Below are 15904 nucleotides of genomic sequence, written 5' to 3' on the forward strand. Positions count from 1 at the left end.
TATGTGGAACTATGAAAAACGTTTACAATATCCAGTGAAAATCTCTCAGACTAATCCGCAGATTGCCCAAGTCATCATATCGCAATTCGGTGGTCCTGATGGTGAGCTCGCTGCTTCTATGCGCTATCTATCCCAGCGATACACGATGCCTTATCGTGAAGTCACCGGAATCCTGACTGATATTGGGACCGAGGAACTCGCCCATATGGAGATAATCTGCGCTATCGTCCATCAGCTGACACGAAATCTAACGCCGGAAGAAATCGAAAAAACAGGATTCGACAAATATTATGTAGATCACACACTAGCGTTATGGCCTCAATCAGCAGGCGGAACCCCTTGGACTGCTACTTACTTCCAATCCAAAGGCGATCCTATCACAGATCTGCATGAAGATATGGCTGCGGAGCAAAAAGCCCGCACCACATACGATAACATTCTCCGCCTTGTCAAAGATCCTGAAATCTGCGATCCAATCCGTTTTTTAAGAGAACGCGAGATTGTACACTACCAGCGTTTTGGTGAAAGTCTCCGCATCGTACAGGATCACCTTGACAGTAAAAACTTCTATGCTATCAACCCGGAATTTGATGTGTGTTCAAATAACAAATAAACACTATCGAGAAAATGACGTGGCAGATTGCCACGTCATTTTCTTAATTATCATATTTAATCTTAACCCTTAAATAATAGCAAAATAGAATTATCTTAACAGCATGAAAACTATCAATGCAGCCACTACTACAATAGCAATTGCGAGAATGATAATTGGAGCTTTTGACATCTTCTCATCGTCATCATCGTCAAAATCGTCATCAAAATCATCGTCAAAGTATTCTTCTTTCTTCGGTTCTGGCTGCTTTTTCTTTTTCTTCTTGCTCTTTCCATCGCCTACAGCCAATAATTCATCGTAAGCTTTGCGCATCTCTTCTTCGCGTTTTTGGCGAACATGCTTTGGCGGTATATTTGAATACTTCTGTTCTTCCTGCTCTGGTTCCTGTTCCTTCTCTACCGTCTTCACTTTTTTCTGTGGAACTTTAAATTTCTTTTTACAATTATAGCATAACAGATAATTCGGATCTTTTTTTCCCGGTTTTAATTCCTGACCACATATTGGACATTTCATCGAAAAGTCCCTCCTCATAATGTAAATATTCTTGCTATCCCATGCTGTCTGACAGCATACGTTTCACATACGCAATTATTATACTACATTTTATAAGAAATTTCAAAAAAATTGTTCTAAAATCTACAAAATTCCACTTACTGGCATAATGGATATTTCTTTGTTAATTCTTCCACCATACCCCTAACTTTTTCAACATTCGTTTCACTCTGAATCACCAGTGCAATTCCTTCTGCAATCAAATCCATATCTTCCTCATTCATACCACGAGAGGTAACAGCCGGAGTCCCCAATCTGACTCCACTGGTGACAAATGGTGATCTTGGATCATTCGGTATCGTATTCTTATTACAGGTAATATGTGCATCATCAAGCCGTTTTTCCAATTCTTTTCCAGTCACATCCAGCCCGCTCAGATCAACCAGCATCAAATGGTTATCTGTTCCTCCGGATACAATCTTTACGTCCCGCTTCATTAATCCCTCACTCAGAGCCTTTGCATTTTTAAGGATCTGCTGTTGATATTCCTTGAACTCTGGCTGAAGCGCTTCCTTCAGGCAGACTGCCTTTGCAGCAATTACATGCTCAAGCGGTCCTCCCTGGATTCCAGGAAAAAGGGCTTTATTAAAGTTAAATTTATCTGCTGCTGTCTGATTGCAAAGAATCATTCCACCCCTCGGGCCACGAAGCGTCTTATGCGTTGTCGTTGTGGTCACGTCAGCATACGGAATCGGACTCGGATGCAGCCCTGCTGCCACAAGTCCGGCAATGTGAGCCATATCCACCATCAGATATGCTCCTGCTTCATCTGCAATCTCTCGAAACTTCTTAAAATCAATGATTCTTGCATAAGCGCTTGCACCGGCAATAATTAATCTTGGTCTTTCTCTCAGCGCAATTTTTCTCACTTCATCATAGTCAATCACACCTTGGTCATTTACACCATACGATACAATCTGAAAATACTTTCCTGAAATATTTACCGGTGAGCCATGTGTCAGATGTCCACCGTGATCCAGATTCATACCAAGTACTTTATCTCCCGGCTCTAACATTGCAAAGAAAACAGCCAGGTTCGCCTGTGCACCTGAATGCGGCTGAACGTTTGCGTATTCACAGCCAAACAACTCTTTTGCGCGGTCTCTCGCCAGATTCTCCACAATATCTATGCACTGGCATCCACCGTAATAACGTCTTCCCGGATATCCTTCTGCATATTTGTTCGTCAATGGGCTTCCCATAGCTGCCATAACAGCTTTGCTTACCCAGTTTTCAGATGCAATCAGTTCGATATGGGAATTTTGTCTATTCATCTCGCCCTGAATTGCATCTGCAACCTCACTGTCTACATTTTTGATCTCGTCAAATGAATACATGTTCTTCCTCCTAGGTGTCGTATTTTCCCCAGGACTTTATTGTAACATTATTTTCCAGCACTTCCAAGCTTAACTTCCACTTGATTCTCCGTATACTCTCCATTATTGCCAGGCACCCGGATAGTCAGTGTCACTGTCTCACCTTTCGCATAATACTGCAGCTGTTCTTGAAGTGCTTCCATGTCATTGACCGAAGTTCCGTTAATTGCTGTGATAACACATCCTTTTGTAATACCAGCTTTATCAGCACCACCGCCCGAGCTAACTTCTGAAACATACACACCGGTCGGCATATTATACATCTTAGAAGTATCTTCTGTTACATCAACGCCTTGAATTCCTATATATCCTCTGTCTTTTTCGTCGACTTTCATCTTTGTTTCCTGATTCATCAGATTTTCAATCGTCTCTTGTGCTTCAGAAATCGGGATAGCATAGCCCATTCCTTCTACCGAATCTGTTGCTACCTTCGCAGTATTAATACCAATCACTTCACCCTTGGCATTCAACAGAGCACCACCACTGTTACCAGGATTAATTGCTGCATCAGTCTGGATCAGTTTCACATCAATACCGTCTAACTCTCGACCAGTAGCGGATATAATTCCAGTCGTCACAGACTGTCCATATCCCAATGCATTTCCGATTGCTATTGCAGTCTCTCCAACCTGAATCTGAGAAGAATCTCCCATGGTTGCTACTGCAATCTGATCCAACGTACTTTCTCCCACCTTACTTAGATCAACTGCGACAACTGCCAGATCCTTATTAGGATCTGTTCCTTTTACATTCGCTTCTACACTTGTTTCATCAATAAAAGAAACTGTCAGTGTATCGTTGCCTTCTACTACATGATTATTCGTTACGATCAATAATTCAGAATCATTCTGCCCGATAATAATACCCGAGCCCACGCTCTCACTTTGCCGCTCCTGTGTCCCTCCAAAGAAGCTCTGCACTTCCTGAACACTCATATTCGTAATTGATACAACCGATGGCATTGTATTCTTAGCGATATTCGCAATGTCTGAATTCACCGTACTGCTGCTGGATGTTGTAAGCTTCGTGTTACTCACAGTCTCCGTCTGCTTCGTATTACTAGTCTTTCCGAGAAGCTTTCCGGCCACCATATTACTGGTCTGAAATGCAGCACTTGCAACTAAACCAAACACCAACCCCAGACAGATTGTTTTGATAAGCTTTGATGCTCCATTTTTTCGATGTTGTCCTTGTCGGCCCATATCTCCACCACCCATATTTGGCTGATTCTGCGGATCCTGCTCTGGTTTATAATAAGTATATTGGTTTTCCATATATAAGACTCCTTTCATACTATCCTTTTTCTTTATGTAAGTAGTCTAACGCCAAATTGTGTTTAAACTGTGATGGAATCGTGACAAAATGATTAAATCCCGGAAAGTTCTTCCCTGATCCGTACTTCTGTTCCCAGCAAAGAACCCTGAACCATTTCCGGCTTACCGCCACCTCTGCCGCCAAACGCACAATTCAATCTTTTGCTGATCGGGCGGACATCTTCTGACCGGCTGCCGATCACATAGCGGTATCCATCTGAATCCGTCCCGGAAAAAACAGCACATATTTTTGCGCTCCGGTCAAGAAGAAGATTCATCAATTCTCTTGGCGCATTACCGGAAAGTCCGGAATCAAACACCATTACAAGTTCTGAATCAACCGGGATCTCCTGTGCCCGATAAGTTAACAATTTCTGCTGAAGTGATGCCACCCGTCCTTTCAGGCTGGCCTGTTCTTCTTTCAGATGTGAAACTACATCAGCCACCTCGTATTCTTTGGCGCAAAGCAAAGCAGAGATAGCCTTGGTATTCTCGTCCTTAATCTCATAATCCCTAAGAGCACGGGAACCACAGAGCATCGTAATACGCTCTCCGCCTTTGTAATTGGCCATATTGACTAGCTTGATGATACCGATTTCACCAGTCTTATCAACATGTGGTGCACAGCAGGCACACACATCATATCCTGGAACTGTTACAATTCGGACTTGACCTTCAATCGCAATCTTGCTTCGGTATTCCAGATTCTTTAACTCCTCTTTGGAAGGATATGTCACCTGAATATCCAGATTTTGAAATACTGCGCGGTTTGCTTCCTGTTCAATTTCTTTCAATTCTGTTCTGGTAATCGGACCATTAAAATCCATGGTACAATAATCACTTCCCAGATGAAATCCCACATTTTCATATCCAAATCTTTGATGAACCAGGCCAGACACAATATGCTCTCCTGTATGCTGCTGCATCTTTTCAAATCGCTCTTCCCAGTTCAATCTCCCGGTTATCATCTTTCCCACTTCCAAAGGAGCCTTTACCGTATGAAAAATAATCCCTTCTTTTTCATGAACGTCCGTTACTTCTACATCTTCCAGATATCCCGTATCCGCGTACTGACCTCCACCTTCGGGGAAAAAAGCAGTCTGATCTAACGCCACACGATATTGTTCCCCATTATTCTCACAGGCAAGAACTTTCGCCTGAAATTCTTTCCTGTGACTATCCTGATAGAATAACTTCTCCGTCATATCTTACATCCTCTCCGGTGCTTTAAAGCCAAGCACATCAATACAAGACTCCAGAACCTGCTTCGTAAGTACGAGCAACGCAACATAACTCTTCTGTACCGATTCATTTTCTTCTGCAAGAATCTTTGTCTCATGGTAGAAACGGTTAAATGCATTGGCAAGGTCATAAATAAATGCACAAATCTTGTGAGGAGCCATCTCTTCAAAAGCATTCTCTATCACTTCATTATATTTTAATGCCTCCAGCATCAGTGCCTTCTCACTGTCATTATGTGCTGCTTCTATCTGCAGACCGTCCAGTGCCTTTCCTTCTGCCTGATATTTATTCAAGATTGATTTAATACGTACGATCGTATATAAGATATACGGTCCGGTATTGCCCTCAAAGGAAGTGAAGCGGTCAACATCAAACACATAATCCTTTGATGCCTGGTTGGACAGATCCCCATACTTAATTGCAGACATTCCTACGACCTTTGCCGTTGCCTGCGCTTCTGCTTCTTCTACCGTACGGTTATCCGTAATCTTCTTATACATCTCTTCTGTAATCTCGGCGATCAGATTCTCCAGGCGCATGACGCCGCCTTCTCTGGTTTTAAATGGCTTACCGTCTTTTCCATTCATAGTACCAAATCCCAGGAAATGAAGATCTGTCTTTTCTGGAACAATTCCTGTCTTTTTAGCCGCACGGAACACCTGGAGAAAATGTAATTCCTGACGCTTATCCGCAATATAAATCACCTGATCCGGATGATAATCCTGTACACGCTGCACCAGTGTTGCAAGATCTGTTGTTCCATAAAGAGATGCTCCATCAGATTTCTGAATCATGCATGGCGGAATCTCCTTCGTATCTGTCTCTTCCTGCACGTCAATGACGAGGGCACCTTCATCCACATGGGCAAATCCTTCTTCTTTCAGTCGTTCTATCATATCCGGAATATATGCCTGTGCATCAGATTCCCCTTTCCACAGATCAAATTCCACATTCAGATTCGCATAATTCTTCTTAAGATCTGATACAGATACCTGCATAATATGATTCCAGATTGCCGTATATCCTTTATGCCCATTCTGCAACAGATATGTTGCGTGCAACGCCTCTTCTCGGTAGGCGTCATCTTCTTTAGCTTTCGCACTTGCAGTTGGATAGATCTCTTCCAGCTCACCAATAGTAAAAGGTGCTTCTTCCGGATAATTTCCCGCAAAATCTTCATCAAAATAAGGAAGCTCCGGCTGGCGTTTCTTTAATTCCGTAATGATCAGCCCCATCTGATATCCCCAGTCACCCAGATGAATATCTCCCAGGACCTTATGTCCCATCTTTCTGGCAATACGCTTCACACTTTCTCCAATAATTGCAGAACGAAGATGTCCAACATGAAGAGGTTTTGCAACGTTTGGTCCACCATAGTCTACCACGATCATACGCGGATTCTCTGTCTTCTCCAATCCGAGAGATTCCTCGCTCTTCATCTGATTCAGATAATCCGCCACAAATTTCTTATTCAGCTTCATATTAATAAATCCTGGATTCACAGCATTTACTTCTTCCAGATATTTGCTTTCTTTTAGATTGTCCACAACATCATTAGCGATCATTATTGGTGCCTTACGATATGTCTTCGCACCTGCCATCGCACCATTGCACTGATACTCACACAGATCCGGACGATTTGACAACGTAACCTTGGCATAAGATTTGTCATACCCCGCTTTTTCAAATGCTTCGGCAAGCTCTTCGGCAATTAGATCCATCATTTTCTTCATATGATATCCTCCTAGTCTTATCTATCTGATTCTCATTCTAAAATTACATAACTAATGCATTTACTTAGTTATTCTAACACAAGGCTTTCCTTGCAACAACCTAATATTCAAACTCTTATTGCAAAAAATTCCATTATATGTTAATATAACAATAACAATTACTATTATTATTCAAAGGAGGATTTTTATATGAACACACGCGTATTCCGCAATTTATCATACGGCGTTTATGCCGTTTCCACACTGGATGGCGAACGCAATACTGGATGCATTGCTAATAGTATCATGCAGATCACTTCATCTCCTGCAACCATTGCAGTCAGCATGAATCATGACAACTATACCAATTCTTGTATTGCCAAGACCGGAAAATTCGCAGTATCTATTCTCTCAGAAGATTCCGATGCCGCTTTAATCGGACGATTTGGATTCCAATCTGGAAAAGATGTCAACAAATTTGACGGTATAGATTTTTCCATCAAGGAAGGACTACCTGTTATCAATGATTCCTGTGGCTATATCGTCTGTAAAGTCATTGATAAAATGGAAACTTCTACCCACACCGTTTTTCTTGGTGAAGTGATTGACTGTGACACCATTGGTTCTTCTCCTGCCATGACTTATGCTTATTACCATAACGTAGTCAAAGGTAAGAGTCCAAAGAATGCACCTACCTATCTGCCGGAAGAAGACAGCAAGCCAGAAAAAGCTGCTACACAATGGGTATGCAGTATCTGTGGATATGTATATGATGGCGAGATTCCTTTTGAAGAATTACCGGATACTTATACTTGTCCAATCTGTAAACAGGGAAAAGAAAAGTTTACCCAAAAATAAAATGTCTTTTATCTTGACATTCTAAATAGTTCGTATTATTGTATTATACAAGTAGTACAATAATGCGAACTTTTTTATTGAAAAGGAGTGAATACAATGCCTTGGAACTTGGATGACAACCGTCCCATCTATCTTCAATTGATGGAACGTATCCAACAAGATATTATATCTGGAGTCTATGGCCCCGGAGATAAACTTCCTTCTGTCAGAGAACTTGCCCTGGAAGCCTCTGTGAATCCAAACACCATGCAGAAAGCCCTATCCGAACTGGAACGCAGTGGCCTTGTCCATTCTCAAAGAACAAGCGGACGTTATATTACCAGAGATGAACAGATGCTGAAGCAGCTAAAACACGACCTTGCTTTCCAGCATATTCAGGAATTTATGGAGAAAATGAAGCAATTAGGCTTTGCAGAGGCGGAGATTTTCCAGCTTCTCCAAGAAGTAATATCTAATACAAAGGGGGAATAATGATATGAATCCTATTTTAGAATGTCAGGGACTTTCAAAACAATATAAGAACTTTTATGCATTGAATAATCTAAATTTATCTTTAGAGAAAGGGCAGATCGTAGGTCTTTTAGGGCCGAACGGAAGCGGCAAGAGTACTTTGATCAAGCTGATCAACGACATTCTGATTCCCACACAAGGAAAAGTTCTGATCAATGGAATGGAACCATGCATTGAGACAAAGAAAATCGTTTCCTATCTTCCCGAACGGACTTATCTGGATGAATCTATGAGAGTGAGGGATATTCTGACATTTTTTTCTGATTTTTATGAAGATTTTCAAAAAGAGCGGGCGGATCAGATGCTAGCCGATCTGGACATTAACATCGAAGCACGCCTGAAGACTTTATCAAAAGGAACCAAAGAAAAAGTACAGCTCATTCTGGTCATGAGCCGCGATGCACAGCTCTATATACTGGATGAACCAATCGGCGGTGTAGACCCTGCTGCACGAGATTATATCCTTCAGACTATTCTTGGCAATTATAATGAAAATGCGACTATATTGCTGTCTACCCATCTGGTACACGATATTGAGAACATCTTAGACCGCGTACTCTTTCTTCGCCAAGGACAGCTTGTTCTGAATACAACGGTAGATGACATTCGTATAAATCAAAAGAAATCTGTAGACGCTTTATTTCGGGAGGTATTCAGATGTTAAGGAAATTAATCAAATACGACATGAAAGCCCTGAACCGCTTTCTGATAATCATTCATTGTTTTTTAATGGTCTTCGCAGTTTTAACCCGCTTCTTCCTTACAGGACGGATTACTGATCTGGAAGGCAAGACCAATGGTATCTTGCTTGCGTTAACCATAATCCTCTATGTCATTCTGATTATAGGCGTGACCTTTGGAACTTATATCATCATCGGAATTCATTTTTACCAGAATCTCTTCTCCAATGAGGGATATCTGTCCCGTACCCTTCCCGTTACCTGCGGACAGCATCTTCTGTCCAAGACGATTACTGGAAGTGTCTGGGGATTTATAGACACTGCCTTGGTAATGGCTGCAATGTACATCACCATAGCGACTCCTGCTGTCGTAAACTTTTATCAAGAAAACCGGGCAGAATTTCTGGACATTTTAGGGTTGAATGAATATTCCGGCAGCTTTTCCATCCTGATCCTGTTCTTTGTACTAAGCCTGATTATTGATGTTTTATCGAACATCCTGATGCTGTATGCCTCCATCGCACTTGGACAGCTTTTTTCCGGGCACAGAATTCTTGGTGCTGTAGTAATGTACTTCGTATTGACCACTTTGCTTTCGCTTTTTGCTTTCGCCGTTATGCTGATCTTTGGAATCTTTAATGATGCCTTTGCATCATCATTGATCAACGATGTGTCTCCGAATCCTCTGGACTTTCTTTCTCACAGCCTGGCATTCGGAACTGTACTGTCTTTCATACTTACGGTAGCCTTATATATCGTAACGTACTTTTTAATGAAACAAAAGATCAATCTGGCCTAACAAACAAAAACCACTTGGATTAGAATCATATATAAGATGGTTCCAACTCCAATACTCAACAAGTTATTCCGCTTCCATACATGGAGACCGGCCGTGACTGCTACTGCAATGGCTTCCGGGACTCCATGCGGAGCTGTTAGTACAGGAGTCGTTTTCAGACAATATACAACTAGCATTCCTATCACCGCCGGTGTCAATACCCTTCCAAGATATTGAATAACCGGCGGTATTTCTTTTCCTTTTGGGAAGAGCAGGAATGGCACAAGACGTGTTGAAAAAGTAGCCGCTGCCACAACTAATATAATAAGAAATGATTTTGCAGCACTTATTGGCATATGTCATCCTCCTTCCTTTCTAAACGCGGTTTTATCATAAAGAGAACCAAAATAATCAAAATCATAGACGGAAGTACAAAGCTGTCTGCTCCAAAAACCTGCAGACAGATAACTGCTGCTGCAATTCCAATCACTTCTGGAATCCGGTTCTTCTTGTCCATCCATTGCTCCACAAAAATCACCACAAACAGAGCAGTCATGGCAAAATCAATACCTTCTGAATTAAATGGAATCAAAGTTCCGGCAAGTCCGCCGATTGCCGAACCAATGACCCAATAAGACTGATCCATAATAGAAATAGCAAATAAAAACTTATCTTCTTCTACCCCTTCCGGTATTCTTGTGGTACAGAGCAGAGAATAAGTCTCATCCGTCAGTCCGAATATCATATACCATCGCTTTTTTCCCATTTTATTAAACTTTTCCAACAATGATATTCCATAAAAAATGTGCCGTATGTTCACCATCAGCGTCATAAATATCACTTGCAAAAACGATACTCCCAGCACAAAAAAATTAACCGCAAGATACTGCCCCGACCCCGCATATACCAATAAACTCATTAATACTGCCCATAAGAAAGAATATCCTTTCTCAGCATACATTACCCCAAATGCAATTCCGATAAACAGATAACCAGTCAATACTGGAATCGTATATGGAAATGCTTTTTTAAACGCCTCTTTATAGCCAGACATATCTTTTCCTTTCTTTCGTTCCTACGCCCGTCACCATATCCATCCCGGATGCATCGTATCAGAGACGAAATAACAAAAAAAGAGCCAGACCACTGCACATTCACAGGGATCTGACCCTCATTCAAACTTCTCTCAGCTTCCAGTAGAGTCTTCATAAGCATTTTTCAAATCTGTCAGCGCTTCCTGTAATAAAGCATCTGACTGAACTGCCTCATGATACGCAGTCTGTGTCTCCTCTAAAAGTGCCTGTACATCTTCATGCTGTGCAATCTCCTGAATAAATGCATTGATTTCTTCATCCTCTGGCGATGCACTGACCTGATACTCACCTTCCGCATCCTTCGCAACATATACGGTACCAAGCCCCGGAACTTTCGTATATATATCCTTTATTTTCATATCATACCTGACAAATGCCACATAGGTATCTTTGTATTTCCCCAGCTTTGTATATACGATAATATCATCATAAGAATCGGCAAAGCTGGATTTTTCACCCAACGACCGGTAATACCTCTGTACCACTTCGGTCACTTCCGGATATTTCTCCTGTTGAAGTGGATTCAATTCCATGCTTTCGCATCCCGCATTCTCCACTTTCACATCTCTGGAATTTATCTTCTGTGCTTTTTGGACTTTTGCTTCTGTGAGGTTTGCTTTGACCAGTCCGCTAATGAGTACCAACAATAAGAGGGCAAACAAAATCGTTCCCCGCACATGCCTCTTGTACCTTGCAGAATAGCCTTTTTTCTTTCCCTCCATAAAGACTACCTCCATATGCACTTAAAAAATACACACCCGGGCGGATTCGAACCGCCGCTCCCGCCTCCGGAGGGCGGTGCTCTATCCCCTGAGCTACGGGTGCATAAACTCTACTTATGGAATCAATATAGTCCATAAGACAACTTATATGAAATTGCAACTGTTATATTAACATATTTATTCCATAAAGTAAAGGAAATGATTTCGACAAATCTCACACTGTATAGGTGTCAATGATTGGTAACACTTCACCCCTAAGATAATGTCAAGGGAAAGGTGGAGATTCTCAAAGAGAATACTACCTGACCTTGACATCTCATATATGATATAATGATTCTCGGCAACAGCACTTTTTGCTGTTGCCCTTGTCTGCTTTAAAACATCACGGCCTGATACATTGCTACTACCTGATTCGGTGTCTTCATCCCCAGGCAGGTCTTAATATAATTATTAGATTTCCTTTGATAGACAGCCAGCTGCTTTCTTCCGTCCTCTAAACTATACATTCTCATTTGCTTATAGAATCTCGCTTCATCTATCCGATGCTGTCTTTCCACCTTACCATTATGCCTTGGTGTGGCTATTTGAATCCGGTGATAAATTATTCCCAACTCTAACAGTGCATTCTCAAACAGGGTTAAATGCTTACTTTTTACTACAATTAATCGGTTCGTAAACTCAGCTCCATTATCTGTCTGTACTTCCCGTATCGGAAATGGCGCTCGTTCTATCAGTTTCTCCAGAAAATCCCGTGAACTATAAGTACTATGTTCTTCATACATCTCCCGAAATGTCCAACGACTACATTCATCTACTGCTGTGTATTGGTAATATTTCTTTCCATCTGCAGGACAATAAGAAGGGACATACTTTACATCGATCTGTATTTTCTGTCCGGGATAGTCCGCACGCTTATATGGTTTTAGTTTTCTTTTCCTCTTTCTCTTTTGGGGCTTAGCTGACTTCAGCCTGGCTGCAATTCGTTTGAAACCTCCATAGCTTCGTGTATAGCCATCTTTTTCACACAATTCCTGATAAGCTAAAAGTAAATCTGTCCATTTATATTTTTTTAATCTCTTCCTGATCTGCTTCAATTCCTTCTCCGTGTGACTACGTGGAGAGGTTTTGGGCCTATGGCTAAGATCATCCAGGCTTGCAAGACTCCCATCATAGCGTGACATCCATTTATAAACCGTTTTACGGCTCACACGGTAACGGATTGCCGTTTCTGTTACAGAATGTTTCTGTGCATACTTAACCATTCGTTGACGTTGGTATTTCTGCTGTGATAAGATTGACATACAAGGATTCCCCCTTCGTTTAGATTATTGGTTTCTCGACAATTCCAATATATCATATCGAAGTGAATCCTTGTTTTTTATTTGTTACCTATCTATTGTATCCCAACACCTTTACTTTTCTTGTTACAATATTAGTTTTTTCTTCTTCCGATCGAAATAATATGCCTGATTAGAGAGAATCTCATCTTCCGCCACCTGCGTCTCATTTATCTCCTTCACAAGGCGGCTTAATTCCCCCTGTGAGATCGATTCGCTTTCCGGGATAATTATGACCTCATGAACACTGCTTGGAAGCACATAGTAGTTCTCTTTCAGATAGTTACCTATCATCTGAAGGCAATTATCATACAGAATTACCGTTGCACCATAATTATGGGCCTGGTTACTCAAAACAAACATAAAATCCTTTACTTCTTCATCCAGATTCCCAGTAAGATGTTCAATAACCGATTGCATTGTCTGTAATTCACTCGGAAGAAGTCTCCAGGTATTCTGACAGGCGCGGTGATAAATCTCAGACGACGTAACATCCCACATTTCAAGATGTTCATTGCGAATCATCATAGATGCCATACCATAGGTATTTATTTCCAGCAACACATAGAATACAATCGCAAGATCCAGATAATCTTCATAAGGTACATTTTCTAATAATTCTTCATTTGCTTCCCGGTTAATCAAGTGATAGATAATCTTTCCCTTTACTTTATTATAATCCTTAATAAATTCACCTTCCCAGGAACGCTGAAACCTAACCTCACTATATAGTTTTAATATATCACCTGCAATCGCATCTACCGAATCCCCTTGCTGAAATTGCTGGTAATATTCTTCCAGATAGATAGTCGGAGAAATATTGATTCCTCTTTCTGCAATCGTCAGTCCTTCTCTCTTCGTACCATTATTTTTTACTGTTGTGTGAATATATACAGATACGTTGTCCTTTACTCCCTCCTTTACTTTTCCTTCTACTGCACGGATAAATTGATAATATGTCATTCTTCTCCTTTCCTTATGCAGCAATAAATTAAGTATGGAAAATGGCAGGAAATCTGCCTCTGAAAAAAGATAAAATATTATGGTAATACAATTATAAAAGGGTTCGTCGGAGTTGTCTGCGTTGCACTGTTCTGTGTGAAATTCGATGCATCTGCATTGGAATCCGCATACGTATCAGCCTCAGCAAGGAGGTGTAATGTTCCTCCTGCAATGACTTCGTTTGTCGTATCAATGTATGCATCATTCTTGTTGATCACAATATTCACAGCCAGTGCTCCCGTCACCTGAGAGGATGAACGGCTTGCGCTTCCACCTGTTCCGCCGGATGTTGTGCCAGGTGCTGCATCTTCAAATACCGCCTCAAATGTCAGCACTGTGCCCGCCTTCAGTTCCGGCATGGTCAGGAAATATTTTCCTGATGAATTCTTCGGAATCGTATACGTAATACTCTTTCCGAGACTATTGGTATAGATCGCCTTCAGGCTTCCTTCCTGAAGCTGTTTACCCGTTCCCGGGTTGACAGTGATCTCTACGTTATCACCTGCGTTTGCCTTTGAACGGGAAGAAAGGATCGCACCTTCCAGAGTTTTCCCATCAAAGGATTTCTTTTCAAAGTTCTGAATTTCAAAATTTCCAACATAGGATGGATTCTGTGGAGTTGGTGTCTCTGTCTGTGAACCTGAGGTACCTTCGTCGAACAGATCGCCAAGTCCCATGTCCTCGTCTGCGTCTTCATCATACAGACTGCCAAGTCCCATATCCTCATCCGTAGTATTGTTTCCAGTCTTTTCAAAAGCTGCTACAATCGTTACTGCAACTGCCGGCATCTTGAATGTATAAGTTCCGGTAGATGTATCAATGCTTCTGGTCACATAAGATGCAGATCCTGCCGGGAGATAAGAATAGGTAAGTCCTACAAGTTTATATCCCTTATTCGGAGTAACCTTTACCGTAACCAGATCATCTGCCTCTGCTCTTGATGGAGCAGATATTGCACCATGTTCATTGGTCTGAGCTGTAATCGTATTGCCGCTTTTTCCATCGATTCTTCCAAGAACTGCATTCAGCTTTGATGCTGCACCCTGCTTGAATCCATTTTTTGTATCTGCGAGCTTCTGCTTCAGCTGCGTAACAATCGAAGAAAGTTTACCCTTAACTCCGGATACCGTCTCTCCGCCTTCTGCATTCTGCTCTGTCGAACCGCCGACCGAAACCGCTGTGGTTTTTACAGTTTCCGCTGCCTTTGCATGTACAGTAACATCACCGGCTGCTTCAATTCTTCCATTCCCTTTCAAAGCAGCATCCACATCCTGAAGGACAACTGCCACTGCGAAGAAACCACCAAACTGATTTGCGATACTTCCGAGCCCTGTCGGTGTACTGCTATTTGGATTCTGTGGGTTCACAGCATTCTCGGATGTCTGTGGTGCGGTTTTTGAAGATTTGGTAATTACCGTCGTGTTACCTTCTGCTTCCATTGTCACATTGCCACCTGTGGAAATAAGTGTACCAAGTGCTTCCACATGAGAGTCGTTGACAATGACTGATAATGCCAGGGATATCGGAATGCTGCCCACGGTTGAGATTGTTTTGAGTTTTACATCACTCCGGGAGCTTAACTTTATATCCCCATTTGCAGTAATCACTGCGTCTTCTCCTACATTCACTTTAGACTCTGCAACAACTACACTGATTGCAAGAGGAACGAAGTATTCTGCCAGGTGCTTATTATCAGCCTTTGCATCAAACTCAGATGTCGCATTTGCTGTCACTGCACCACCTGCAGTAATTCTTCCCAATATATCTATTTTAACGTTTCCGATTTTTACATTTATAATAGAAGGAACAATGTTATTCTTCTGACTGCCACTTGCGTTCAATGTGACATTTCCATCCGCCTCAAGGGAGGCGTCTTTTCCAATCACGATTTTTGAACTTGTCAGTACATCCATTGTACTTACACTGAGTGACTTATCTATTTCAATCAGATTATTAACTTCATCTGGAACTCCTATATCTAATAAAGTGTCATTTTCACTTACTTCAATAATAATTTCTTTTGCCTGAACTAATCCTTTTACTTCAATATTCTGACCGGTGAGATGAACCTGCATACCCTCTGCCTTAATCTGGTTTACCACCAGGTTCTTCGCA

General features: G+C 41.6%; 16 protein-coding genes and 1 tRNA gene. 5 read left to right on the top strand and 12 right to left on the bottom strand.

What is annotated here, in order from left to right; all coding sequences use genetic code 11:
- The first annotated feature begins 1 nt into the window (after position 1).
- Entirely contained in the window at positions 2 to 613 is a 612-nt protein-coding gene (locus ACQRBH_RS04670; RefSeq protein ID WP_235232199.1) for a manganese catalase family protein, read from the top strand.
- Positions 614 to 703: 90 nt separating this feature from the next.
- Here ACQRBH_RS04670 and ACQRBH_RS04675 read toward each other — a convergent pair whose 3' ends face one another.
- The 5 genes from ACQRBH_RS04675 to argS all read right to left on the bottom strand — a co-directional run bounded on the left by ACQRBH_RS04675 (position 704) and on the right by argS (position 6829).
- Positions 704 to 1126 (bottom strand): hypothetical protein, encoded by a 423-nt coding sequence (locus tag ACQRBH_RS04675; protein WP_427761020.1) that lies wholly within the window; start codon positions 1124 to 1126, stop codon positions 704 to 706.
- A gap of 137 nt (positions 1127 to 1263) precedes the next feature.
- Positions 1264 to 2502 carry a serine hydroxymethyltransferase gene (gene glyA / locus ACQRBH_RS04680; RefSeq protein WP_427743318.1) on the bottom strand — a complete coding sequence of 413 codons (1239 nt, stop codon included), beginning with the start codon at positions 2500 to 2502 and terminating at the stop codon, positions 1264 to 1266.
- Between the two features lie 47 nt (positions 2503 to 2549).
- Entirely contained in the window at positions 2550 to 3815 is a 1266-nt protein-coding gene (locus ACQRBH_RS04685) for a S1C family serine protease (protein ID WP_427761021.1), read from the bottom strand.
- Between the two features lie 92 nt (positions 3816 to 3907).
- Entirely contained in the window at positions 3908 to 5059 is a 1152-nt protein-coding gene (locus ACQRBH_RS04690; protein WP_427761022.1) for an alanyl-tRNA editing protein, read from the bottom strand.
- Between the two features lie 3 nt (positions 5060 to 5062).
- Positions 5063 to 6829 carry an arginine--tRNA ligase gene (argS, locus tag ACQRBH_RS04695; RefSeq protein ID WP_427761023.1) on the bottom strand — a complete coding sequence of 589 codons (1767 nt, stop codon included), beginning with the start codon at positions 6827 to 6829 and terminating at the stop codon, positions 5063 to 5065.
- 189 nt (positions 6830 to 7018) lie between these two features.
- On the opposite strand from argS, the gene ACQRBH_RS04700 reads away from it, so the two are divergent.
- From ACQRBH_RS04700 to ACQRBH_RS04715, 4 genes are all read left to right on the top strand, one after another.
- Positions 7019 to 7666: a flavin reductase gene (locus tag ACQRBH_RS04700; RefSeq protein ID WP_427761024.1), complete on the top strand. Its 648-nt coding sequence runs from the start codon at positions 7019 to 7021 to the stop codon at positions 7664 to 7666.
- A gap of 96 nt (positions 7667 to 7762) precedes the next feature.
- Positions 7763 to 8137 (top strand): GntR family transcriptional regulator, encoded by a 375-nt coding sequence (locus ACQRBH_RS04705; RefSeq protein ID WP_235232192.1) that lies wholly within the window; start codon positions 7763 to 7765, stop codon positions 8135 to 8137.
- A 4-nt stretch (positions 8138 to 8141) separates the two neighbouring features.
- Positions 8142 to 8840 carry an ABC transporter ATP-binding protein gene (locus ACQRBH_RS04710; RefSeq protein ID WP_427743312.1) on the top strand — a complete coding sequence of 233 codons (699 nt, stop codon included), beginning with the start codon at positions 8142 to 8144 and terminating at the stop codon, positions 8838 to 8840.
- Positions 8834 to 9655, top strand: coding sequence for a hypothetical protein (locus ACQRBH_RS04715; RefSeq protein ID WP_427761025.1), 822 nt, complete (start codon positions 8834 to 8836; stop codon positions 9653 to 9655). The genes ACQRBH_RS04710 and ACQRBH_RS04715 overlap by 7 nt, the downstream gene beginning before the upstream one ends.
- Here the strand turns inward: ACQRBH_RS04715 and ACQRBH_RS04720 are convergent.
- From ACQRBH_RS04720 to ACQRBH_RS04750, 7 genes are all read right to left on the bottom strand, one after another.
- Complete coding sequence (locus tag ACQRBH_RS04720; RefSeq protein ID WP_427761026.1) at positions 9652 to 9990, bottom strand: branched-chain amino acid transporter permease; 339 nt, start codon at positions 9988 to 9990, stop codon at positions 9652 to 9654. The genes ACQRBH_RS04715 and ACQRBH_RS04720 overlap by 4 nt on opposite strands.
- The gene (locus ACQRBH_RS04725; RefSeq protein WP_427761027.1) at positions 9981 to 10688 is read right to left on the bottom strand and encodes an AzlC family ABC transporter permease; all 708 of its coding nucleotides are present in this window, start codon (positions 10686 to 10688) and stop codon (positions 9981 to 9983) included. The genes ACQRBH_RS04720 and ACQRBH_RS04725 overlap by 10 nt, the downstream gene beginning before the upstream one ends.
- A gap of 132 nt (positions 10689 to 10820) precedes the next feature.
- On the bottom strand, positions 10821 to 11450 hold the full coding sequence (locus ACQRBH_RS04730) for a hypothetical protein (protein ID WP_427761028.1): 630 nt from the start codon (positions 11448 to 11450) through the stop codon (positions 10821 to 10823).
- Positions 11451 to 11481: 31 nt separating this feature from the next.
- Positions 11482 to 11553 (bottom strand) — tRNA-Arg (locus tag ACQRBH_RS04735).
- Between the two features lie 271 nt (positions 11554 to 11824).
- Positions 11825 to 12751 (bottom strand): DDE-type integrase/transposase/recombinase, encoded by a 927-nt coding sequence (locus ACQRBH_RS04740; protein ID WP_427761029.1) that lies wholly within the window; start codon positions 12749 to 12751, stop codon positions 11825 to 11827.
- 123 nt (positions 12752 to 12874) lie between these two features.
- Positions 12875 to 13750, bottom strand: coding sequence for a DUF5688 family protein (locus ACQRBH_RS04745; protein WP_235232187.1), 876 nt, complete (start codon positions 13748 to 13750; stop codon positions 12875 to 12877).
- Positions 13751 to 13827: 77 nt separating this feature from the next.
- Positions 13828 to 15904: InlB B-repeat-containing protein (locus tag ACQRBH_RS04750; RefSeq protein WP_427761030.1), on the bottom strand; the 2077-nt coding region annotated here is incomplete at its 5' end.

It is taken from the genome of Bariatricus sp. SGI.161, assembly GCF_050313695.1.
Classification (GTDB): Bacteria; Bacillota; Clostridia; order Lachnospirales; family Lachnospiraceae; genus JAFBIX01.